This is a genomic window from Halopseudomonas formosensis (genome assembly GCF_900115905.1).
Taxonomy (GTDB): Bacteria; Pseudomonadota; Gammaproteobacteria; order Pseudomonadales; family Pseudomonadaceae; genus Halopseudomonas; species Halopseudomonas formosensis.
In genome coordinates this window covers 1-20,823 of record NZ_FOYD01000007.1, presented here as the reverse complement: position 1 = coordinate 20,823, position 20,823 = coordinate 1, and the positions used below count along the sequence as shown (strand labels likewise).

Sequence of the window (20,823 nt, the reverse complement as noted above, 5' to 3'; positions counted from 1 at the left end):
TCTGGGGGCAAGACAATGACGAGAGAAAACGACGGATTCAGCCAGCATATTTCCCAGCAGTTCAACGACGAGCTGGAATCCCTGCGCACGCGCCTGCTGGAGATGGGCGGCCTGGTGGAAAAGCAGGTCTACGATGCGGTCACCGCGCTGATCGAGGCGGACGGCAAGCTGGCGGAAAAGGTGCGCGAGAACGACAACGCCACCAACGCCATGGAGCGGCAGATCGACGAGGAATGCATGCGCATCCTCGCGCGCCGCCAGCCTGCCGCCAGCGACCTGCGCCTGGTGGTCAACATCAGCAAGATCATCGTCGATCTGGAGCGCATCGGCGATGAGGCTTCCAAGATTGCTCGTCGCGCCCTGCAGCTGATCGAGGAAGGCCAGGCGCCCCGCGGCTATGTGGAGTGCCGCCACATCGGCTACCACGTGCACAAGATGGTGCAGCAGTCACTGGACTCCTTCGCTCGTTACGACAGCCGACAGGCGCTGGAGGTGGCCCAGGAAGACAAGATCGTCGACCGCGAGTACAAGACAGCGATGCGCGAGATGGTCACCTACATGATGGAAGATCCGCGCTCGATCAGCCGGGTGCTGAACATCCTCTGGGTACTGCGCTCACTGGAACGGGTCGGCGACCACGCCCGCAACGTCGCCGAGCATGTCATCCATATGGTGGAAGGTACCAACGTGCGCCACCTGAGCCTCAAGCGCATGGCCGAGGAGGTCGGCAGGTCGGGGCGGAGCTGAGGCCTCCCATCAGTCCCCCAGACTCGCCGGGAGGCGGGCAAAGAAAACCCCGGTCGGGTAAGCCCGACCGGGGTTTCTTTTTGTTACGGGACTTACGCGGAAATCGGTGTGCGCCAGTCGTCGGAACCGGAGGTCCCGGACACTTCATGGGTCCAGATGATCTTGCGGTAGGTGAAGTACACGTCTTCCAGGTGGGTGAAATGGGACAGTGACGGGTCCTGGCAGTTGGGCATGCGCGACTGCACGTCGACGATGATGGCGTCTTCCAGCTCGATGGTGAAGTAGTGCTCCTGGGTGCCGGTGGCGGAGGTGCGGTACCACTCCAGACGGCACTTGTTCAGCCGCTCGCCGGAGGTCAGGGCATTGAACAGCAGCGGGGAGGACTTATCGAAGACCTTGGTGATCATCAGCGGCTTGTGGACGCGCTGACCGGTGGGCTGGCCGGACTGGGGGTCGCGGGGGATGATGACCTGGTGATCAAAGGCCTGCACCAGGATCTGGTCTTCGTGACCTTCCTGGAAGATGTTGCCCACCGAGTCTTCGGTAAAGGTGCCGGCGGTGATCAGGCCCTGTTTGGTGCCTTCGATGGTCATGTACGCGGGTGTTGGCATGGTGCTCTCCTTGACGGTTGATGGGAGCGGCTCAGCGCTCCCGTGAACCGGAAAGGAGCAATAGCTGTGCCACGCCAGGAGATTTCCATACGAAACAAGGGCTTGCGATTTTTTCCGGGGCCGGTGCAGCTCAGGTTCGGAGAAACCGTGAACGGGTCAACGGGGCAGTGTGCAACTTCCTGCGCAGCGCTGGCAGGATATGGCGCAGACGGATCCTGATCAGGCGGCATCGGGGGCAGGCGGCCTTGTCCACAGGGTTATCCACAGCGGCTGGGCAACAAGCTGCGCAGCGTAAAACCTGGAGCCGGAAACGAAAACACCCCGCGACCACAGGGCCCGCGGGGTGCTTTTCGGAGGATACCGACGCTTACTTGAGAGTCAGGATCCACTCGGCCAGCTGGGTGGCCTCTTCGTCGGTTACCGCGTTCGGCGGCATGGGGATCGGGCCCCAAACACCGGTGGAACCGTTCTTGATGTGACCGGCCAGCAGCTCGGCGGCACCTTCCTGATCGGCGTACTTGGCCGCGACTTCCTTCAGTGCCGGACCGACCAGTTTGGTGTCGATGGCGTGACAGGCAATGCAGGGCTTGCTCTTGAACAGGGCTTCGTCAGCGTTGGCAGTGTGAGCTGCAGTCAGCGCGGCAACGGCGACCAGCGGCAACAGGTAGAGTTTCATGGTGTATCCTCGAAAGGCTAATCGGAAGAGCAGATCCTGCTTGTCACGAAAAACTCTTCGCTGCAGGTATGATCACAAAATGGCTCACGCGGGCCATTTATTCAAGTGGCAAATGAGCCCACAACAAGAATGTGGAATTGAACTTTGTTATTTGAGTATGTCGCGATACATAAATAGAATATGTCCCGAGCAGGTCGCTGTGGCAATCTGAATGACCACCGACCCCTACCCGAGTAATGGAGACTACATGGAAATCGCATCCTACAACAACAATTGGAGCTATCCCACCAACGTACGTGTAGGCGCGGGCCGTCTGCAGGAGCTGGGCAAGTGCTGCAGGCAGCTGGGCATGCAGGCTCCCCTGCTGATCACCGATCCGGGCCTGGCTTCGTTGCCGATCGTGGAGCAGGCACTGCAGGTCTGCCGGGACGCCGGTCTGCAGGTCGGGCTGTTCAGTGCGGTGAAGGGCAACCCCACCGGCACCAACGTTCTGGATGGTGTGGCTGCGCTGAAGGCCGGCAACCATGACGGGGTCATCGCCTTCGGCGGCGGCTCGGCCATCGATGCGGCCAAGACCGTCGCCCTGGTGGCCCACCAGGAAATCTCCCTCTGGGAAGCCCGCAACCCGGCCAATGTGGATGCGTCGCGCATGCTGCCTGTGGTGGCCGTTCCCACCACCGCCGGTACCGGCTCTGAGGTGGGTAATGCTGCGGTGATCACCGACGAGGAAAATCACACCAAGCGCATCATCTTCCATCCGCGGATGCTGCCTGCCACCGTGATCCTGGATCCCGAGCTGACCCTGGGGCTGCCGCCGAAGCTGACCGCGGCCACCGGTATGGATGCGCTGGCGCACAACCTGGAAGCCTTCCTGGCCCCCACCTACCATCCGATGGCCGAGGGCATTGCGCTGGAGGGCATGCGTCTGGTCAGGGAGTATCTGCCGCGAGCGGTGCGCAACGGCCAGGATATCGACGCACGCCTGCAGATGCTGGTTGCCTCGAGCATGGGCGCCACCGCGTTCCAGCGCGGACTGGGGGCCATCCATGCCGTTTCCCATAGCGTCGGGGCTCTGTATGACTCTCACCACGGCCTGCTCAATGCCATCGTGATGCCCTATGTCCTGCAGATGAATCGTCCGGCCATCGAGGCGGAGACGGCCCGTGCTGCCCGTTATCTGGGGCTGCCGCACACGGACTTCAACGGCCTGCTGGACTGGGTGCTGGATCTGCGTGCGGAGCTGGAGTTGCCGCACACTCTGGCCGAGATCGGTGTGGATGACAGTCGTGCCGACCTGATCGGCGAGATGTCGGTGAAGGATGTGACCTCCCGCACCAACGCCCGCCAGCTCGACGCCGGCGAGTATCGCCAGCTGTTCCTCAACGCCCTGACCGGCAAGCTGTAATCACCAGGGAGGTGATGCCAGGCATCACCTCCGCTCCCCTTTCCAGGCATTATCCGGCGCGCCGGTGCTGGGTTTCCGACATCAGTCTGCGCTAAGCTTGGCCGGTAACTGATTGAGAGAAGCTTCATGGCTAAAGTGTCGGCGCTGGTGGTGGATGATGCGCCCTTCATCCGGGATCTGATCAAGAAGGCCCTGCGCAGTCACTTTCCCGGTCTGCAGATCGAGGAGGCGGTGAATGGCAGCAAGGCGCGGCAGTTGCTCGCCCGCACATCCTTCGACCTGATCCTGTGCGATTGGGAAATGCCCGAAATGAGCGGGCTGGAACTGCTCGAGTGGTTCCGCGGCCAGCCGGGTCAGCAGAAGACACCCTTCATCATGGTCACCAGCCGTGGTGACCGGGACAACGTGGTTCAGGCCATTCAGGCCGGTGTCAGTGACTACGTAGGCAAGCCCTTCAGCAATGAACAACTGATTTCCAAGGTGAGCAAGGCGCTGCACAGGGTCGGCAAGCTGGAGCTGCTGCGCAGTCGCCCGGTGCAGACCAGCGTCGGGCATGCCCAGGAATCCGTGAGTGCCCTGCTTGGCTCCCGCCAGTCCTCAGCCCCCGCCACCACGGCACGCCCCGGCGCCGGTGCGCAGGAAGATCATCGGGAAGTGCAGCTGCGCTCCCCGGTACGGGCTCAGCTGCGCCTGGCCGAGGTGCAGCTGCCCTGCGTCATCCGCCGCCTGAGCCTGCGTGATGCGCAGTTGCTGGTGCGACGCAACGAGCGGCTGCCTTCCCTGTTCGAGAGCGCGGTGCTGGATATGGAGCAGGGTGACGAGGATGCTGTGGTGCGCATCAATGGCTACCTGCACGCCCTGTCGGCGCTGGAGGATCGGCTGGAAAGCGAGTGGGTGCTGGTGACCATACGTTTCGTCGATCAGGACCCCGCCAAGCTGGAAAGCCTGTCGCTGCTGATCGCTGCGGCGGGGTGATCAGGATGGATCCAGCAGGCGCTCCGGTGGAAACACGCAGGTAAAGGTACTGCCCTGGCCGGGGGAGCTGCTGATCTGCAGCGAGCCCTGATGTCGCATCATCACATGCTTGACGATGGCCAGTCCCAGACCGGTGCCGCCGGTGGTGCTGTTGCGGCTGGAATCCACCCGATAGAAGCGTTCGGTCAGCCGGTGCAGATGTTCCCTGGGAATGCCCGGCCCGTTGTCCGCTACGCTCAGGCGCGCACCCTGGTCGTCCCGTGACCAGCTGATGTGAATGCGGCCCCCGTCCTGGGTGTACTTCACCGCGTTGTAGACCAGATTGGAGATGGCGCTGCGCAGCTCCGTCTCGAGCCCCTTGAGTGTCGCCGGGCTGGTAATCTCCAGGGTGATCTCATGCCGGCGCTCGCCGGACAGGGCCAGGGCGTCCTTGCGGATCTCGGTCAGCATGCGGTCGATAGCGACCGGCCTCTCCTCGATCCGCACATCGGAGGTTTCCAGGCGGGACAGCATCAGCAGGTCATTGAGCAGACTCTGCATGCGGCTGGCCTGATGCTGCATCTGCTGCAAGGGCCGTATCCAGCGGGACTGCGGTTCTGCGGCATTGTCGAGCATGGTTTCCAGATAACCTACCAGCACCGTCAGGGGGGTGCGCAGTTCGTGGGAGACGTTGGCCACGAAGTCCTTGCGCATCTGCTCCAGGTTATGCAGTCGGGTGATGTCGCGGACCAGGATCAGGCGTTCGCCATCACCATAGCGGGTGATGTCGTACTGCAGCCAGGTCGTGATGCTCAGCGGAGACTGGATGTTCAGCGGCTCGCGGTAATCGGTCTGCTCGAAATATTCGACAAAGCGCGGATCGCGCAGCAGGTTGTGCACATGCTGGCCGCTGTCAGGCGCGCGCAGCCCCAACAGCTGCTCTGCGGCATGGTTCCACCAGGTCAGATGACCTTCCTGATCGAGCATCACCACCCCGTCGCGCAGGGCTGCGGTGGAGGCCTGAATGCGCGCTATGATGGCCTCAAGGCGAGCCCGGGCGCGTTGATCACGGCGCTGCATGCGGTAGACTTCGTCGAACACAAGGCCCCAGGCGCCCCTGGCCTCCGGTGGCGGTTCCCCGGATGACTCATTCAGCCAGGACTGCAGACGCCGGGCCTGCCACAGGGTGTAGGCCAGGTACAGGGCCAGGCCCGTGACCAAGGCCCAGGCCGGCTGGCCCAGGATCAGGCCAGCGATCAGACAAGGTACCAGCACCCAGAGCAGGCCGCCTGTGATCGAAATGAGCCAGTTCGTTTTCACCTGTGCATTCCTTTTCCCGGGTGAGCCTGCACGGCTGGAGAATCAGACCTTGGTGGAAAAGCGGTAGCCGGTGCCTCGGACCGTCTGCACCAGGCCATCGTAGGGGCTGCCCAGTGCTTTGCGCAGGCGGCGGATATGCACATCAACGGTACGCTCCTCGACATAGACGTTGCCGCCCCAGACCTGGTCCAGCAGCTGACTGCGGGTGTATGCGCGCTCCTGGTGGGTCATGAAGAACTGCAGCAGGCGGTACTCGGTGGGGCCGATCTCCGCAGGAGTGCCGTCGATGGTTACCCGATGGCTGACCGGATCCAGGCACAGACCACCGACCTCGATGGGTGTTTCATCGTCCAGGGCGCCGGCACGGCGCAGCACGGCCTTCAGGCGGGCGACCAGCTCCCGGGGGGAGAAGGGCTTGGTAATGTAGTCATCAGCGCCGACTTCCAGTCCCTGGACCTTGTTGTCCTCCTCGCCCTTGGCGGTGAGCATGATGATGGGGATGTCGCTGGTCAGCTCGTCACGTTTCAGGCGCCGCGCCAGCTCGATGCCGCTGGTGCCCGGAAGCATCCAGTCCAGCAGGATGAGATCGGGACGCGAGTCGATGATGGCGGCGTGGGCCTGCTGGGTGTTTTCCGCTTCCAGGCAGTGGTATCCGGCCATCTCCAGCGCAACGGCAATCATCTCCCGGATCGGGGCTTCGTCGTCAACTATCAGTATGGTCTTGTCTGCCATGGTGCTCCATCCAGTTGCATGTCTGACCTACCGATTAGATAACACTTTTATTGCAGTTGTATGACTCCGCCCCGCCGGGCCCTTCAGCCCAGATGGAAATGCAGCGCCAGACCGGCGAACAGCAGCATGCCGCTCCAGTGATTGGACAGGAAGGCGGCCAGGCAGGCCTGGGGCTCGCGCTCGCGGATCAGCCAGTGCTGCCAGACAAAGCTCAGCAGCATCGCCAGCATGCCCAGATAATAGTAGAGCCCCAGGGAAAAGCGGCTGCCCACCAGCAGCAGGCACAGCAGGGTCAGCCCCTGCAGCAGGCCGACCATCAGCCGGTCCGCCTCACCGAACAGGATGGCGGTGGACTTGACCCCGATCAGCAGGTCGTCCGGACGGTCGCACATGGCGTATTCGGTGTCGTAGGCCACGGTCCACAGCAGGTTGGCGATGTAGAGTATCCACAGCGCCATCGGCAGCTCGCCGGACTGGGCGGCGAAGGCCATGGGAATGGCCATGGAATAGGCGGCTCCAAGCACCACCTGGGGGTAGAAGGTGAAGCGCTTGCAGAACGGATAGACGGTAGCCAGGGCGACCGCGACCAGGGACAGCTTGAAGGTCAGCAGGTTGGTCAGCAGCAGCAGCGAGGCGCTGAGGGCAACCAGGATGGCGAAGGTGATCAGGGTCTCGCGGGCGGTAACCCGGCCGGTGGCCAGGGGGCGGTTGCGGGTACGACTGACATGGCCGTCGACCTTGCGGTCGGCGAAATCGTTGATGGCGCAGCCGGCCGAACGCATCAGCACCACGCCCGCCACGAATACCGCCAGCAGCACCGGGTCGGGGAAACCGTCGGCGGCCAGCCAGAGAGCGCACAGTGTGGGCCAGAGCAGCAGATAGATGCCGATCGGGCGGTCCAGACGCATCAGTTGGATGAAGTCGATGGCCCGCGGGTGGAGGCGGGTCAGGGGTTTGATCAGCAGGCCGGTCACAATGGTCTCCAGGAAACGGGGTGATTGATCAGGCCGGGCGCGGCCAGCCGGGAAGAAAGACTTCACACACCAGCAATTGCAGACGTTCGCTGCGAAACCGCGAGCGCCGGGCCCAGCAGCCTTCGGTGCGCCGGGGCGCGGGCAGCCAGGCGGCGGGGTAAAGGCTGATCTCGATCGGCTCACGCTGGATGCGCGGGTCGCTGAACAGCAGCTGACCGAGACTGCGACTGCCGAGGTTCTCCAGGTGTACCCCGGCGGCATTGAATGCCTGCAGATCGGCGACCGTGCGAGCGAACACCCGAGGTGCACCCGCCGTGTGCAGCAGTACCTCGCGTACCCACAATGGCTGGCCAGCGTCCAGGCCCAGTGCTGCGGCCTCGTCCGGGCGTGCCGGCTGGTGTTCCTGCAGCAGAACCTCGACCCGGAAATCGTCCTGCCCCGCGGCCATCAGCCGACGGGTCAGGGAGCCCTCATCGCACAACCAGTCGAACAGCAGGCCGTCCGGTCTGCGTGGGTGGGTCGGTGCCGGGTGCCAATCGGGAAACATGAACAAACTCTGCAAATGGTGTGGTGATCGAACGCAGAGGGTAGCACGATTGCGGGCGCAGACGCTCACCGTGCCGGGTGGCGGAGTCGCCCTCGCGGGGTTACCCTGTGAGTGGATACTTGAGGAAAGGCGACTCATGAGCAGGTGGCAATGCATTGTCTGTGGCTTCATCTATGATGAGGCCGAAGGTTGGCCCGAGGATGGGATCGCGCCCGGAACCCGCTGGGAGGATGTTCCCGAGGACTGGCAATGTCCCGATTGCGGGGTGGGAAAGGAGGATTTCGAACTCATCAGCCACGATTCGGGTTGAGACATTCTTGGCTTTTCGAGCGAAATAGGCGATAAACAGCAGTTGTCAGCCGGGTTTTGGCTGGCGCCGGTGAGCGAGTCGTGCGATGCTGTGCGAACTCGACAGCCGCAAGCCAGGTACGGCAGGCTGGGTTTAGCAGTGCTGCGGAGGCAGCGTAAAACAAAAACAACACATAGTGAGGCTTTATATGCGTAAACCGGAACTCGCAGCGGCAATTGCCGAAAAGGCTGACCTGAGCAAGGAGCAGGCTAACCGCGCGCTGAACGCGATTCTCGATGAAATCACTCAGGCACTGAGCCGCAAGGATACCGTTACCCTTGTCGGATTCGGCACCTTCATGCAGCGTCACCGTGGCGCCCGTACCGGCAAGAACCCGCAGACCGGCGAGCCGGTCAAGATCAAGGCGAGCAATACCGTCGCCTTCAAACCCGGCAAGGGGCTGAAAGACTCGGTTAACTGATCGACAGGCCGGGGGCTCAGCGCCCCCGGCGTTCAGACCTTGCGTTCCGAGCCGAGCCGGAATTCGTTGACCAGTTTGCGCAATGCGTCCCGCGCGTCCAGTACCTTGTCTACCGCACGTTCCGCCTGCTCCGGTGTGAGTCCGAGGCGGTCGAATAATGCCTGCGGCTTGTCCATCACCGGCCCGCTGCCCAGCTCCCTGTCACGCAGCAGGGCCAGGCTCAGATAGACCAGATTGGCGTACTCATGGTGCTCACCGTCATAGTGCGGATCATGCTGGTGGCGGATGGCAGTGCATATCTCCAGCGGCATGTCCCAGTAGCGCATCAGCCAGCTGCCGATCTGATCCCGATTGACCCCGAGCAGATGCTGATCCACCAGCCAGGCCGGCACGTGGGGGTTGGCCTCCATATGTCGGCAGATGAGCTGGAAATGCGGCGGGAAGATATAGGCCAGCAACAGGTAGCCGAAGTTGTGCAGCAGCCCGGCCAGATAGCTCAGGCCCAGTTCGGGGCGGCGCTCCCGCGGTACCAGGCGGGCCAGACCTTCGATCACCGCCGCGGTGTAGATGGCCTGCTCCCAGTACGGGGTGGTACGTTCCGGGGCATCCTTGGGCACGCTGAAGGTCTTGCCCAGCGCCAGTCCTATGGACAGGTTGAGTACCAGATCGAACCCCAGGACCCGGACGATGGCGTCCTCCACCGAGCGTATCCTGCCGGGGGCGGCGTAGTAAGACGAAGAGGCCCAGCTGACCACCTGGGCGGCCAGGCTGGGGTCGGTCTCGACCACGTCGGTCAGCTGCTGCACGGTGATGTCGGGTTTCACCCGCAATGCCATGATCCGCTGTGCGGTGCTCGGCAGCGGTGGCACTTCTATGGTTTCCTCGAGCCGCTGACGCATGCGCAGGGCGGTGAAGTTCTTCACCGCCGTGTTGATATCTTCGCTGTCCTGCTCCGGATCCTCGGCGCTGCAATGGATGCTGTTCAGGGGTACGGCGAAGGAGGCGGCCGTTGCCGAGGCCGCCAGGGCCCGCAGGGCCTGATTGTCCAGCTCCAGACACCAGCCGGACAATCCGGCGGGCAGCCACACCCTGGGTTGATTCAGCAGGCTCTGCTCGATCATGCAGGGCGCATCCACCAGCATGGGCAGCCCGGGGAGGTAGGTGAGCTGGTACTGCGTCAGGATCTGCTGCAGCTGCTTGTCACGTACCGGCTGCAGGGGACGGTCGCTGAGCTCGCTCAGTCGGCGCAGATCCAGCAGATGATCGGAGGGAATCAGGGTGAGCAGGGCGCCCTGGCTGTCGGAGAGCAGGCAGGCCTCTATGCACTGGCCGGCAGCACCGGCTTCATGAAGTGGGCGCAGCTGATAGGCAATGGCCTGGCGCTGCAGCTGTTTTTCCAGCAGGTCCGGCAGGGTGGCGTGGGCTATCATCGTGCGTCCTTCTCCGAATGGGGCTGGGTCGATCTTAGCATGCGGCAATGACGCCGGTTCATACCTGGGCAAACTGTTGTCCATGGGCGAGCCAGCGGTCGATGATGGCGGCTGCCCGCTGTGGGTGGCGCTCGCCGATATCGGCGGCAGCCTGCTGCACCAGCGGCAGCAGATCGGCATCGCGGACCAGATCGGCGACGCGGAACTGCACCAGCCCGGTCTGACGGGTGCCCAGCACCTCACCGGGGCCGCGCAGTTCCAGATCCTTCTCGGCAATCACGAAGCCGTCCGAGCTTTCGCGCATGATACCCAGGCGCTCCCGGCCCAGTGCCGACAGGGGGGCCTGATACAGCAACACGCAGTGACTGGCGGTGCTGCCCCGGCCGACCCGGCCGCGCAGCTGGTGCAGCTGGGCCAGGCCCAGGCGCTCGGGGTTCTCGATGATCATCAGGCTGGCGTTGGGTACGTCCACCCCCACCTCGATCACCGTGGTGGCCACCAGCAGGTGCAGATCGCCTTCCTTGAAGGCCTGCATGATCTCCGCCTTCTCGGCGGCCTTCATGCGGCCGTGAATCAGGCCGATGGACAGTTCCGGCAGGTGCTCGCAGAGGTTCTGCCAGGTGACCTCCGCCGCCTGGGCCTGCAGCTGCTCGGATTCCTCGATGAGGGTACACACCCAGTAGGCCTGACGACCCTCCTTGCAGCCGGCGCGTACCCGCGCGATGACTTCTTCCCGGCGGCTGTCGGAGACCAGTACCGTGTTGATCGGCGTACGGCCCGGGGGCAGCTCGTCGAGGATCGATGTGTCCAGATCGGCGTAGGCGCTCATCGCCAGGGTCCGCGGAATGGGCGTGGCGGTCATGATCAGCTGGTGGGGGGAGAAGCGTCCGGCGGCGCCCTTGTCGCGCAGGGCCAGCCGCTGCTGCACACCGAAGCGGTGCTGCTCGTCGATGATCGCCAGGCCCAGATTGTGGAACTGCACCTCGTCCTGGAACAGGGCATGGGTCCCGACCACCATGGCCGCTTCGCCGGTGGCAATCATCTGCAACTGGTTGGCCCGGGCCTTGCCCTTGAGCTTGCCGGCCATCCAGGCCACAGAGATGCCCAGCGGCGCGAACCAGCGCTGAAAGTTGTTGAAATGCTGCTCGGCGAGGATCTCGGTGGGAGCCATGAGGGCTACCTGCCAGCCGGCTTCCAGTGCCTGCAGCGCAGCCAGGGCAGCGACCACTGTCTTGCCGGCACCCACATCACCTTGGACCAGGCGCAGCATGGGGCTGGCCTGCTGCAGATCGGCACGGATCTCTTCGGCCACACGCTGCTGGGCGCCGGTCAGGGGGAATCCCAGCTGCTCGATATAGGCCCGGGCCAGCTCGCCGCTGGCCTGCATTACCGGTGCCCGGTGCGTGCGTACCTCGGCACGCAGGCGGCGCATGGTCAGCTGGTGGGCAAGCAGCTCCTCGAAGGCCAGCCGATGCTGGGCCCAGTGCCGGCCTTCCTCCAGGGCCTGCAGGTCCACATCCGGCGGCGGACGGTGTAGGATGCGAATGGCCTCGCGCAGCGGCGGCATGCGGTACCGGGCCACCAGATCCTCGGGCAGCAGCTCCTGCAGGCTGTTGCCCTGGGCCAGCCAGCCCAGGGCCCCTTCGCTCAGCGCCCGCAGTCGCTGCTGCGACAGGCCCTCGGTGGCCGGATAGATGGGCGTCAGGGTGGTGTCCACCGGCGCGGTCTGCGGCTTGTCCAGACTCTGCAGTTCCGGGTGGTAGATCTCCAGCCCCGAGGCGCCCGGTCGCACCTCGCCATAGCAACGCCAGCGACTGCCCCGTTGCAGGCTGGCCTTGAGCGCGGCGCTGAAGTAGTAGAAACGCAGGCTCAGGGTGCCGCTGCCGTCCTGAATGCGGCACAGCAGGCTGCGCCGGCGCCCCATGACCACATCCGCGGCGACCACCACGCCCTCGATCACAGCGTCCAGGCCGGGGCGCAGGGCGCCTATGGGGGTGACGCGGGTGCGGTCCTGGTAGCGCAGCGGCAGATGGAAGAGGACATCTTCCACGCTGCGCAGACCCAGACGGTTGAGCTTCTCTTCCAGTGCCGGGCCGATGCCCTTGAGCACCGTCAGTGACGTGTGTCCGGCGCTCGCCTGCATTGTCTCAGCCCTTGGTCGCAGGCGTTCCGATCGAGCACAGGCGGATCGAGTCGCTGAGCAGGTCCACCGCCTTGGGCCGGGGGAAGCTGGCGCGCCAGGCGAGGGCCACTGTACGGAAGGGCACCGGTGCCTTGAACGGCTTGGTCAGCAGCAGATCGGAGCTGTAATAGCGGTCATCCGTTGCAGACATCGGCAACACGGTCATACCCATGCCCGAGGCCACCATGTGACGGATGGTTTCCAGGGAGCTGGATTCGATGGTGGTGTGCTTGCTCTGGTCGTCATTGCGCCGGGTGGTGGGGCAGGCTTCCAGTACCTGTTCCCGGAAGCAGTGGCCTTCGCCGAGCAGCAGCAGAGGATTGTCATCCAGATCGTCGAGGCTGACATGGCTGCGCGATGCCCAGGGGTGATCAGCGGGAATCAGCAGGCTGAAGGGCTCGTCATACAGCGGCTTGGTGAGGATGTCCGGCTCGTTGAACGGCAGCGCGACTATGATGGCGTCCAGTTCCCCGTTGCGCAGTTTGTCGCGCAGGTTGTGGGTGTAGTCTTCCTCGATGTACAGCGGCATCTGCGGCGCGACCCGGTGCAGCTGGGGAATCAGGTGCGGGAACAGGTAAGGCCCTATGGTGTAGATGGCGCCCACCTTGAGCGGTGCGGACAACTGGTCCTTGCCGGCACTGGCCAGTTCGCGGATGGTCATGGCCTCCTCCAGCACCCGTTGGGCCTGGGCCACGATCTTCTCGCCGATCGGGGTCACCCGCACTGCGCTCTTGGTGCGCTCGAACAGCAACACCCCCAGTTCCTCCTCCAGCTTCTTCACGCCGACGCTGAGGGTGGGCTGGGATACATGGCAGCGCTCGGCAGCGTGGCCGAAATGCTGTTCCTGGGCGAGGGTCACTATGTAACGGAGTTCGGTCAGGGTCATGTCGTATACTGCTCGCTTGAAATTTTTCACCAAGCATAACGGGTTGCTTGATAGAGGAAAACAATCAGGATGAAACATCTGGTTATTGCAGGTTGTGGGGACCTGGGCGTGGTCCTGGGACAGCGCATGCTGGAGCAGGGCTGGCAGGTCAGTGGCCTGCGCCGGGATCCTTCGGTGCTGCCGGAAGGCTTCGGCCGCATCGCCGCGGATCTGACCGACGCCCAGCGCCCGGCCGACTGGCCGGCCGGGGTGGACTATCTGGTCTACTGCCCCGCTGCCGGGCGCCGCGATGCGGACCTGTACCGCCGCCTGTACGTCGAAGGCCTGCAGCATGTGCTGGGCTGGCTCAGGAACAGCCGCCAGCCGCCGCGCCACCTGCTGCAGGTATCCAGTACCGCCGTCTATGGCCAGAGTGCCGGCGAATGGGTGACCGAAAACAGCGCCGCACTGGCGGATACACCCACTGCGCCGGTGCTGATCGAGGCCGAGGATGTGGCGCTGCGCAGCGGTATCCCGGCATCGGTAGTACGCCTTGGCGGTATCTACGGACCGGGTCGCACGCGGCTGATCGAGCAGGTGCGCAATGGTCTGCATGTGCCGGCCGAGCCGGTGCAGTACACCAACCGCATCCACCGCGATGATGCTGCCGGGCTGCTGGCCCATCTGCTGCTGCAGGCGGACAAGCGCGAGCTGCTGGCGCCCTGTTATCTGGGCGTGGATGACGAGCCGGCGCCGCTGCATGAGGTGGCGCAGTGGCTGGCGGAGCGATTGGGGGTGGCGCTGCTGGATGAGGGGGTGACGGCCAATCGGGTCGGCAGCAAGCGCTGCAGCAATGCACTGGCACGGGAGTCCGGCTGGGTACCGCAGTATCCGAGTTACCGGGAAGGCTATTCGAGCATGCTGGGCTAGGAAGCGGAAGGGAAGCGCCGCGCGGGGCGGCGCAGGAGGGCGGGCAGAGCCCGCCCCCTGGTCTCAGCCGAGGACCAGAATGCCGTCCATTTCGACCGGCACGCCCTTGGGCAGCGCGGCCACGCCGATGGCGGCGCGGGCGGGATAGGGCTGTTCGAAGTAGCGTCCCATGATCTCGTTGACCTTGGCGAAGTTGTTCAGGTCGGTGAGGAAGATGTTCAGCTTGACGATGTCCTGCAGCTTGCCACCAGCGGCTTCGGCCACCAGGGCCAGATTGTCGAACACGCGGCATACCTGGGCTTCAAAGCCCTCGACCACTTCCATGGTCTGGGGATCCAGCGGGATCTGGCCGGACAGGTACACAGTGTTACCCACCTTGATGGCCTGCGAGTAGGTACCGATCGCGGCCGGGGCGTGTTCACTGGTGATGACTTGCTTGTTCATGAAGGTCTCCATTGGGTTCAGTTCTTCAAGCGGGTGATCCGCACTACCCCCTGCAGGGCGCGGATACGCTTGATCAGTTGCGAAAGATGCAGTCGACCGCGTACGCGCAGCGCCAGCTGCACCACGCTGATCTTGCCGTCGCGTTCGTCAACGCTGATCTTGTCGATGCTGGCGTCGGCGACGGTGATACTGGTCGCCAGCTGGGCGATGATGCCGCGCTGATGTTCCAATTCGACCCGCAGTTCCACAGTGAATTCGCCACTGACGTTCTTGTCCCAGGTCAGATGCAGGATCTTCTCGCTGTTACCCCGATGTTCGGCCAGGTTGCTGCAGGTCTCCTGGTGGATGACCATGCCCTTGCCGCTGGTGATGAAGCCGACGATGGGGTCGCCGGGAATCGGGTTGCAGCAGCGTGCAAAACTGACCACCATTCCTTCGGTGCCACGGATTGCCAGTGGCGCTTCTTCGCTGCTCGGTTGCTGGGCCGTCGCCTCGCTTCTCACCGAGGCTTCCACCTCGGCCGGTGCATCGTTGCTCAGCAGGCGACGGGCGGTGACATAGGCCATGCGGTTGCCCAGGCCGATGTCCGCCAGCAGGTCTTCCAGGGTTGCCATGTCGTAGTCGCGCAACACGCGCTGTATACGTTGCTCGGGTATCTGCTCGAGGCTGGTCTCGAAGCTGACCAGAACCTTCTCCAGTAGCCGTTCGCCCAGGGCAATGGCCTCGGACTGGCGCTGGTGCTTGAGCGCATGGCGGATATTGCTGCGTGCCTTGCCGGTGGTGACAAAGCTCAGCCAGGCCGGGTTCGGCCGGGCGCCGGGCGCAGTGATGATTTCCACGGTCTGGCCGCTCTCCAGAGGTTCGGACAGCGGGGCCAGGCGGCGGTTGATGCGGCAGGCGATGCAGCTGTTGCCGACATCGGTGTGCACCGCATAGGCGAAGTCCACCGGCGTCGAGCCCTTGGGCAGCTCCATGATGCGGCCCTTGGGCGTGAACACGTAGACCTCGTCCGGGAACAGATCGATCTTGACGTTCTCGATGAACTCCAGCGAGCTGCCGGCGGACTGTTGCAGCTCGAGCACGCCCTTGAGCCACTGCCGGGTGCGGGCATGCTGACCGTTGAGCACGTCGTCCTTGGACTTGTACAGCCAATGGGCGGCAATGCCGTTATTGGCCATCTCCTCCATTTCCTCGGTGCGGATCTGGATCTCGATCGGCACCCCGTGCAGACCGAACAGGGTGGTGTGCAGGGACTGGTAGCCGTTGGCTTTGGGAATGGCGATGTAGTCCTTGAAGCGGCCCGGGAAGGGCTTGTACAGACCATGGACCGCACCCAGCACGCGGTAGCAGGTGTCGACCTTGTCGACGATGATGCGGAAGGCGTAGACATCCATGATCTCGTTGAATGCCCGGCGCTTCTCGCGCATCTTCTCGTAGATGCTGTACAGGTGCTTTTCCCGACCCACTACCGTGCCCGGCAGACCCGCGCGCTCCAGACAGGCCTGCAGCGACTCGAGAATCTGGTTGAGCAACTCCTTGCGGTTGCCGCGGGCGTCACGCACGGCCTGGGCGATCATGCGCGAGCGCATGGGGTACATGGCCTTGAAGCCCAGATCCTCGAACTCGGTACTCAGGCTGTGCATGCCCAGGCGATTGGCGATGGGTGCATAGATCTCGAGGGTTTCGCGGGAAATGCGGCGGCTCTTTTCCGGCCTGAGCGCCCCCAGGGTGCGCATGTTGTGCAGACGGTCGGCGAGCTTGACCAGGATTACCCTGATGTCCTGGGCCATGGCCAGGGCCATCTTCTGGAAGTTCTCGGCCTGAGCCTCTGCCTTGCTCTCGAACTTCATCTGGGTCAGCTTGCTGACCCCGTCAACCAGATCCGCGACGGTCTCGCCGAACTGCGCGGCCAATGCTTCCTTGGGGATGCCGGTGTCCTCGATCACGTCGTGCAGCATGGCAGCCATCAGGCTCTGATGGTCCAGGCGCATGTCGGCGAGGATGCCCGCTACCGCGAGCGGGTGGGTGACGTAGGGTTCGCCGCTGCGCCGGGTCTGCCCGTCGTGGGCCTGCTCGGCATAGAAGTAGGCGCGGCGCACCTGATTGATCTGCTCGGGCTCGAGATAGCTCTCGAGCCGGTCGGCGAGTACTTCAATTCCGGACATGCAACCCTCCTGCAGCCTGACGGGCGGGCGATGAGATGCAGATTGCACGGCCATCGTATAGCGTTACTCCGGCAGTTCGGATTCCAGCGAATACAGGGGTTCCTGCTGGTCGTGGAGGGCTTCCTCGGCCATGATCTCGTCGGAAATCAGACCCTCGGCGATCTCGCGCAGGGCAACGACGGTCGGCTTGTCATTTTCCCAGGCTACCTTGGGTTCCTTGCCGCCAGTGGCGATCTGGCGGGCACGCTTGGTCGCCAGCATGACCAGCTCGAAGCGGTTGTCTACATTTTCCAGGCAGTCTTCAACGGTGACGCGGGCCATGGTGTTACTCCGAAACGGCAGATGGGTGATCGGGGATGCGCGAAAATATTACGCAGGACCGGATATTTTACGGGCTAGGCCATCATTCTGACAACAGTGCGCTCAGCAGCCGGTGATGCAGTGCCTGCTGGCGGGCCAGGGTCAGGCGGTTGCCCAGCAGTATTGCCTTGAGCTCATCCAGCGCCTGCTGGAAGTCATCGTTGATGACAATATAGTCGTATTCCACGTAATGACTCATTTCCGCGGTGGCCTGCGCCATGCGCGCGGCGATCACTTCCTCCGAATCCTGACCCCGGTTGCTCAGCCTCTGCAGCAGGGCTTCGCGGCTGGGCGGCAGAATGAAGATGGAGCGTGCCTGGGGCAGCGCCCGGCGCACCTGCTGGGCGCCCTGCCAGTCGATCTCCAGGATCAGGTCATGACCGGCAGCCAGGGTCTGTTCGACGGTGGTCTGGGACGTACCATAGAGGTTGCCGAAGACCTCGGCGTGTTCCAGGAAGTCACCCTCGCCGACCTGCTTGATGAACTGCTCGCGGCTGGTGAAGTGATAGTTGACCCCGTCGATCTCCCCCGGGCGCATGGGCCGGGTGGTGTGGGAGACCGACACGCGCAGGGTATCGATCTCATCGATCAGCGCCTTCACCAGCGTGGTCTTGCCTGCACCGGACGGGGCGGAAACGATGTAGAGGGTGCCAGGGGCCTGGGTCATGTTGATTCCTGATTGGTTCTGTCTGGCGCGAAGTATAAGACCTATCGCCGCCGAGGTCATTGACTGCGACCGGCGGTGTCCTGCTCGGTGGCCGCAGCGGCATCCTCGAAGCGATCGACCTGGCGCAGGCTGCGGAAGGCCGCAGCCCAGCCGGCGACCACGCCGAGGGTGCAGAGGGCGCCGATCAGCGCCGCCGGCACGGCACCGAACCAGGCGGCGCTGGTGCCGGCACGGAAGTGTCCCAGCTCGTTCGACGAGCCGATGAACAGCATGTTCACCGCGTTGACCCGGCCACGCATGGCATCCGGGGTGGAGAACTGGATCAGGGTGGAGCGGATGTAGACGCTGACCATGTCCGCCGCCCCGGCCAGCAGCAGCATGGCGAACGACAGCCAGAACAGCGTCGACAGGGCGAATACCAGGTTGGCCAGGCCGAAGATGGCCACCGCTATGAACATGGTGCGGCCGACGTTGCGATTGAATGGCCTGGCGCTGAGATACAGCCCCACGCAGATTTCACCCATGGCCATGGCGCTGCGCAGCAGACCCAGCCCCTCCGGGCCCACATGCAAAACGTCGCTGGCATAAATCGGCAGCAAGGCGATCACACCGCCGAGCAGCACGGCGAACAGATCCAGCGAGATGGTGCCGAGGATGATCGGCCGGGTACGGATGAAATGCAGGCCGGCGGTGAAGCGCTTCCAGCCCGAGGTCTCGGTCAGTTGCACCCGGTCGGCATAGAGTACCGGTACCCGGCTCAGCAGCGCCAGCCCGCCGGCGAAGCAGACCATGCACAACGCGTAGGTCAGCTCGCCCCCGCCGATGGCGTAGAACACGCCGCCCATCACCGGGCCGAGAATGGTGGCGGTACGCATGATGGTGCTGTTGGTAGCGATCGCCTGGGCCAGCTGGTCGCGCGGCACTATCTGCGGCAGCAGGCTCTGCAGCGCCGGCCCGATGAAGGCCCGGGAGCAACCATAGAGCACCAGTGCGCCGTAGAACCAGGCCGGATCATGCTCGTCGCGCAGGGTCAGCCAGAGCAGTATGGCGCTGCAGGCGGCGGCGCCGATCCAGGACAGGCCGAGAATCAGCTTGCGGTTGTAGCGGTCGATCAGATCCCCCGCCGGCATCAGCAGCAACAGCATGGGCACGAACTGCGCCAGCCCGACCCAGGCCAGCGACAGCGGCTCGCCGGTGATCTCGTAGACCTGCCAGGCCACCACTATGGCCTGGATCTGCATGGCGAACACCGCCAGCAGGCGGGCAATGACAAAGGGCATGAAGCCCGGCTGGCGAAACAGGCTCAGGCGCGAGGGAAGTGGCTGCAAGATGACTTCTTCAGAGGGTTGCGTGAGCGCAGATGATACCAGTGGCGGCGGTTTCCGTCAGGCGGTGGTGCAGGTGACTGTTCTTTCTCACCACCCTGGTGCTGACGGTGGTGGGGTTGCAGATGGTGGGTTCGTCGTAAGCGAGACGCAGTGTTAGATAGGCCTGTTCGTGATCGGGTTAGCAGCTTCGCCCCGAGTTTCTTGAATCTAGCCAGCGTTTCAATACGCTTTTCGAAACTGATTCAAGGGGTCGCCATGTTTAAAACTCTCATCATTGGAGCGCTGACGGCGCTGCTAGCGGTAAATGCGCACAGCGCATCTGACAGCGCCGGACATTTAACGACTATCGATTACAGTCCCTATTACCAGCTTACGATTCCAACTGCGGACCTGGCGGGAGCGAAGATTTTCGCCGGCGTCGGGCCTGCCATAAGGTTTTCAGACTCTTTGAGATTGGGTGGCTGGGTTACCAGCGGTGAGGAGGATGGGGTGCCGGAGGGCTTTGATCTGGCGCTTTATCCGCGATATGTGCTTGGGCTTGATGCTACCGACGAGTTGCCCGCCGATTTGCAAAGGTTGTTTTCTCTGCGCGCATTTGGTGTTTCGCAGGATGCGGCAATTGCGGAAAAGCCATACAGAAATGGCATGCTCTACTCCGCCTGTGATTATCCTTCCTGCCTTTTCTTCGTCACTCATCACGCACAAAACGAACATATTCTCGTGCTGAAGACAGAAGGCTTCAGCATAAACAGCATCCTGAGTTTCCTGGAGGCAGATCATGTTGAGTGAGCAACAAAAAAATGACCTTCTGAGTTTGATTGTGCTTTTCGTTGGAAATGACCCTTCCATTGCCGCTCGAAAATCAGCCTTCAATAGTCGGACCGTTTACGCAGTGGAGCGAATGATAGAAGCCAATATTGACTGTAACGGGAATATCAAAGACCTGGTAAGTAATCTGGTCTCAGGAGGCAGGTCCCTCTCACGAGGTTGGCTAAAACATGCATTGGGCGGAGCCAAAGAAATAATTCAACGCTCCGAGCTGAATGGTTATGGCTGTTTGGTAGTGGCCAAGAGCAACTGGAAAACCGAAATTCTCTATAGCGTTTACTAGGACTCTCTAGTCTTGAGCATGTCAAGGTCGTTATGACGGTTCGGACCTGGGAAGGGCGACCACAGCTCGACCATAGAGCCGCAAGGCGTCCACGATTCCGCAATCGGTAACTCATCCCTACATATTCTGTACGGCTCAGAAGAATAATCCAGTACCCGGGCGATGACATCGCGCTTGGCCGAGGGAAATTCATCCTCCAAGCAGGCTGTGTCTTGGTCGACCTAATTCTTGCCGCGCAACCTTCACTCGATATTCTGCACCTGTGTAATGACCCAGGGGAATTTGCACACTCAAGCCGCTAATTGTTGGTAAATCGTACTGGGTGTTTTCATCCCCAGTGCCTGATGAGGGCGCTGCTCGTTGTAGTACTTGAACCACGCCCTCAAGGTTTGCCTGGCTTCATCCAGTGTCTGGAAGTTATGAAGCCAGAGACACTGCTCTTTCACAGTTCGGATCAATCGCTCAACCATCCCGTTCTGCTGCGGGGTGTGGGGACGGATGAACTCCTGTTCCATGACCTGATCGATCAATCGTCGGTCGAGTCGAGATGGCGCTGCAACTTTTTTCGGAACTTGAGCTCCAGCATGGCCTCGCCATAGGCTTCC

23 protein-coding genes are annotated in these 20,823 nt (G+C 62.9%); 8 read left to right on the top strand and 15 right to left on the bottom strand.

Annotated features, from left to right (window positions below):
- Window positions 1–15 precede the first annotated feature (15 nt).
- The gene (gene phoU / locus BM046_RS10745) at window positions 16–747 is read left to right on the top strand and encodes a phosphate signaling complex protein PhoU (RefSeq protein ID WP_090539348.1); all 732 of its coding nucleotides are present in this window, start codon (window positions 16–18) and stop codon (window positions 745–747) included.
- 92 nt (window positions 748–839) lie between these two features.
- On the opposite strand, the gene BM046_RS10740 is transcribed toward phoU, so the two are convergent.
- On the bottom strand, window positions 840–1,358 hold the full coding sequence (locus BM046_RS10740; RefSeq protein ID WP_090539346.1) for an Hcp family type VI secretion system effector: 519 nt from the start codon (window positions 1,356–1,358) through the stop codon (window positions 840–842).
- A gap of 367 nt (window positions 1,359–1,725) precedes the next feature.
- Window positions 1,726–2,034 (bottom strand): c-type cytochrome, encoded by a 309-nt coding sequence (locus tag BM046_RS10735; protein ID WP_090539344.1) that lies wholly within the window; start codon window positions 2,032–2,034, stop codon window positions 1,726–1,728.
- 247 nt (window positions 2,035–2,281) lie between these two features.
- Here BM046_RS10735 and BM046_RS10730 point away from each other — a divergent pair, with 247 nt between their 5' ends.
- Together BM046_RS10730 and BM046_RS10725 are read left to right on the top strand one after the other, a co-directional pair.
- Window positions 2,282–3,439, top strand: coding sequence for an iron-containing alcohol dehydrogenase (locus BM046_RS10730; protein ID WP_090539343.1), 1,158 nt, complete (start codon window positions 2,282–2,284; stop codon window positions 3,437–3,439).
- Window positions 3,440–3,565: 126 nt separating this feature from the next.
- The gene (locus tag BM046_RS10725; RefSeq protein ID WP_090539341.1) at window positions 3,566–4,414 is read left to right on the top strand and encodes a response regulator; all 849 of its coding nucleotides are present in this window, start codon (window positions 3,566–3,568) and stop codon (window positions 4,412–4,414) included.
- Here the strand turns inward: BM046_RS10725 and phoR are convergent, their stop codons facing one another.
- The 4 genes from phoR to BM046_RS10705 all read right to left on the bottom strand — a co-directional run bounded on the left by phoR (window position 4,415) and on the right by BM046_RS10705 (window position 7,966).
- Complete coding sequence (phoR, locus tag BM046_RS10720; protein WP_090539339.1) at window positions 4,415–5,713, bottom strand: phosphate regulon sensor histidine kinase PhoR; 1,299 nt, start codon at window positions 5,711–5,713, stop codon at window positions 4,415–4,417.
- 42 nt (window positions 5,714–5,755) lie between these two features.
- Window positions 5,756–6,445 carry a phosphate regulon transcriptional regulator PhoB gene (gene phoB, locus BM046_RS10715; protein WP_090539337.1) on the bottom strand — a complete coding sequence of 230 codons (690 nt, stop codon included), beginning with the start codon at window positions 6,443–6,445 and terminating at the stop codon, window positions 5,756–5,758.
- 83 nt (window positions 6,446–6,528) lie between these two features.
- Window positions 6,529–7,419, bottom strand: a complete 891-nt coding sequence (gene ubiA, locus BM046_RS10710) for a 4-hydroxybenzoate octaprenyltransferase (protein WP_090539335.1) — start codon at window positions 7,417–7,419, stop codon at window positions 6,529–6,531.
- 28 nt (window positions 7,420–7,447) lie between these two features.
- Complete coding sequence (locus BM046_RS10705) at window positions 7,448–7,966, bottom strand: chorismate--pyruvate lyase family protein (protein ID WP_090539333.1); 519 nt, start codon at window positions 7,964–7,966, stop codon at window positions 7,448–7,450.
- Window positions 7,967–8,102: 136 nt separating this feature from the next.
- Between BM046_RS10705 and BM046_RS10700 the strand changes: the two genes are divergently transcribed.
- Both BM046_RS10700 and BM046_RS10695 read left to right on the top strand, forming a co-directional pair.
- Entirely contained in the window at window positions 8,103–8,276 is a 174-nt protein-coding gene (locus BM046_RS10700; protein WP_090539331.1) for a rubredoxin, read from the top strand.
- 187 nt (window positions 8,277–8,463) lie between these two features.
- Window positions 8,464–8,736 carry an HU family DNA-binding protein gene (locus tag BM046_RS10695; protein ID WP_090539330.1) on the top strand — a complete coding sequence of 91 codons (273 nt, stop codon included), beginning with the start codon at window positions 8,464–8,466 and terminating at the stop codon, window positions 8,734–8,736.
- Window positions 8,737–8,768: 32 nt separating this feature from the next.
- On the opposite strand, the gene BM046_RS10690 is transcribed toward BM046_RS10695, so the two are convergent.
- The 3 genes from BM046_RS10690 to BM046_RS10680 are packed head-to-tail and all read right to left on the bottom strand — an operon-like array spanning window position 8,769 to window position 13,234.
- Window positions 8,769–10,166 carry an aminoacyl-tRNA deacylase and HDOD domain-containing protein gene (locus tag BM046_RS10690; RefSeq protein WP_090539328.1) on the bottom strand — a complete coding sequence of 466 codons (1,398 nt, stop codon included), beginning with the start codon at window positions 10,164–10,166 and terminating at the stop codon, window positions 8,769–8,771.
- Between the two features lie 58 nt (window positions 10,167–10,224).
- Entirely contained in the window at window positions 10,225–12,309 is a 2,085-nt protein-coding gene (gene recG / locus BM046_RS10685) for an ATP-dependent DNA helicase RecG (RefSeq protein ID WP_090539326.1), read from the bottom strand.
- A 4-nt stretch (window positions 12,310–12,313) separates the two neighbouring features.
- Window positions 12,314–13,234: a hydrogen peroxide-inducible genes activator gene (locus BM046_RS10680; protein ID WP_090539324.1), complete on the bottom strand. Its 921-nt coding sequence runs from the start codon at window positions 13,232–13,234 to the stop codon at window positions 12,314–12,316.
- Window positions 13,235–13,303: 69 nt separating this feature from the next.
- Here BM046_RS10680 and BM046_RS10675 point away from each other — a divergent pair, with 69 nt between their 5' ends.
- Window positions 13,304–14,143 carry an NAD-dependent epimerase/dehydratase family protein gene (locus tag BM046_RS10675; protein WP_090539321.1) on the top strand — a complete coding sequence of 280 codons (840 nt, stop codon included), beginning with the start codon at window positions 13,304–13,306 and terminating at the stop codon, window positions 14,141–14,143.
- A 63-nt stretch (window positions 14,144–14,206) separates the two neighbouring features.
- Here BM046_RS10675 and BM046_RS10670 read toward each other — a convergent pair whose 3' ends face one another.
- From BM046_RS10670 to BM046_RS10650, 5 genes are all read right to left on the bottom strand, one after another.
- Entirely contained in the window at window positions 14,207–14,587 is a 381-nt protein-coding gene (locus tag BM046_RS10670) for a RidA family protein (protein ID WP_090539588.1), read from the bottom strand.
- A 17-nt stretch (window positions 14,588–14,604) separates the two neighbouring features.
- The gene (gene spoT, locus BM046_RS10665; RefSeq protein ID WP_090539318.1) at window positions 14,605–16,752 is read right to left on the bottom strand and encodes a bifunctional GTP diphosphokinase/guanosine-3',5'-bis pyrophosphate 3'-pyrophosphohydrolase; all 2,148 of its coding nucleotides are present in this window, start codon (window positions 16,750–16,752) and stop codon (window positions 14,605–14,607) included.
- A gap of 63 nt (window positions 16,753–16,815) precedes the next feature.
- The gene (rpoZ, locus tag BM046_RS10660) at window positions 16,816–17,073 is read right to left on the bottom strand and encodes a DNA-directed RNA polymerase subunit omega (RefSeq protein ID WP_090539316.1); all 258 of its coding nucleotides are present in this window, start codon (window positions 17,071–17,073) and stop codon (window positions 16,816–16,818) included.
- 82 nt (window positions 17,074–17,155) lie between these two features.
- A complete protein-coding gene (gene gmk, locus BM046_RS10655; RefSeq protein ID WP_090539314.1) occupies window positions 17,156–17,779 on the bottom strand; it encodes a guanylate kinase in 624 nt (207 codons plus the stop codon).
- A 56-nt stretch (window positions 17,780–17,835) separates the two neighbouring features.
- Window positions 17,836–19,107: an MFS transporter gene (locus BM046_RS10650; protein ID WP_407046228.1), complete on the bottom strand. Its 1,272-nt coding sequence runs from the start codon at window positions 19,105–19,107 to the stop codon at window positions 17,836–17,838.
- Window positions 19,108–19,362: 255 nt separating this feature from the next.
- Here BM046_RS10650 and BM046_RS10645 point away from each other — a divergent pair, with 255 nt between their 5' ends.
- The gene (locus BM046_RS10645) at window positions 19,363–19,896 is read left to right on the top strand and encodes a hypothetical protein (RefSeq protein WP_090539310.1); all 534 of its coding nucleotides are present in this window, start codon (window positions 19,363–19,365) and stop codon (window positions 19,894–19,896) included.
- Window positions 19,886–20,218 (top strand): hypothetical protein, encoded by a 333-nt coding sequence (locus BM046_RS16140; protein WP_143084180.1) that lies wholly within the window; start codon window positions 19,886–19,888, stop codon window positions 20,216–20,218. Before BM046_RS10645 ends, BM046_RS16140 begins: the two co-directional genes overlap by 11 nt.
- Window positions 20,219–20,508: 290 nt before the next feature.
- Here BM046_RS16140 and BM046_RS10640 read toward each other — a convergent pair.
- The coding region (locus BM046_RS10640; RefSeq protein ID WP_218150034.1) for an integrase core domain-containing protein at window positions 20,509–20,823 on the bottom strand (315 nt) is incomplete at its 5' end.

Coding starts and splice junctions, on each gene's coding strand:
- phoU (WP_090539348.1), top strand. CDS start 16: ATGACGAGAGAAAACGACGGATTCAGCCAGCATATTTCCCAGCAGTTC.
- BM046_RS10740 (WP_090539346.1), bottom strand. CDS start 1,358: ATGCCAACACCCGCGTACATGACCATCGAAGGCACCAAACAGGGCCTG.
- BM046_RS10735 (WP_090539344.1), bottom strand. CDS start 2,034: ATGAAACTCTACCTGTTGCCGCTGGTCGCCGTTGCCGCGCTGACTGCA.
- BM046_RS10730 (WP_090539343.1), top strand. CDS start 2,282: ATGGAAATCGCATCCTACAACAACAATTGGAGCTATCCCACCAACGTA.
- BM046_RS10725 (WP_090539341.1), top strand. CDS start 3,566: ATGGCTAAAGTGTCGGCGCTGGTGGTGGATGATGCGCCCTTCATCCGG.
- phoB (WP_090539337.1), bottom strand. CDS start 6,445: ATGGCAGACAAGACCATACTGATAGTTGACGACGAAGCCCCGATCCGG.
- BM046_RS10705 (WP_090539333.1), bottom strand. CDS start 7,966: ATGTTTCCCGATTGGCACCCGGCACCGACCCACCCACGCAGACCGGAC.
- BM046_RS10700 (WP_090539331.1), top strand. CDS start 8,103: ATGAGCAGGTGGCAATGCATTGTCTGTGGCTTCATCTATGATGAGGCC.
- BM046_RS10695 (WP_090539330.1), top strand. CDS start 8,464: ATGCGTAAACCGGAACTCGCAGCGGCAATTGCCGAAAAGGCTGACCTG.
- BM046_RS10690 (WP_090539328.1), bottom strand. CDS start 10,166: ATGATAGCCCACGCCACCCTGCCGGACCTGCTGGAAAAACAGCTGCAG.
- recG (WP_090539326.1), bottom strand. CDS start 12,309: ATGCAGGCGAGCGCCGGACACACGTCACTGACGGTGCTCAAGGGCATC.
- BM046_RS10680 (WP_090539324.1), bottom strand. CDS start 13,234: ATGACCCTGACCGAACTCCGTTACATAGTGACCCTCGCCCAGGAACAG.
- BM046_RS10675 (WP_090539321.1), top strand. CDS start 13,304: ATGAAACATCTGGTTATTGCAGGTTGTGGGGACCTGGGCGTGGTCCTG.
- BM046_RS10670 (WP_090539588.1), bottom strand. CDS start 14,587: ATGAACAAGCAAGTCATCACCAGTGAACACGCCCCGGCCGCGATCGGT.
- spoT (WP_090539318.1), bottom strand. CDS start 16,752: ATGTCCGGAATTGAAGTACTCGCCGACCGGCTCGAGAGCTATCTCGAG.
- rpoZ (WP_090539316.1), bottom strand. CDS start 17,073: ATGGCCCGCGTCACCGTTGAAGACTGCCTGGAAAATGTAGACAACCGC.
- gmk (WP_090539314.1), bottom strand. CDS start 17,779: ATGACCCAGGCCCCTGGCACCCTCTACATCGTTTCCGCCCCGTCCGGT.
- BM046_RS10645 (WP_090539310.1), top strand. CDS start 19,363: ATGTTTAAAACTCTCATCATTGGAGCGCTGACGGCGCTGCTAGCGGTA.
- BM046_RS16140 (WP_143084180.1), top strand. CDS start 19,886: ATGTTGAGTGAGCAACAAAAAAATGACCTTCTGAGTTTGATTGTGCTT.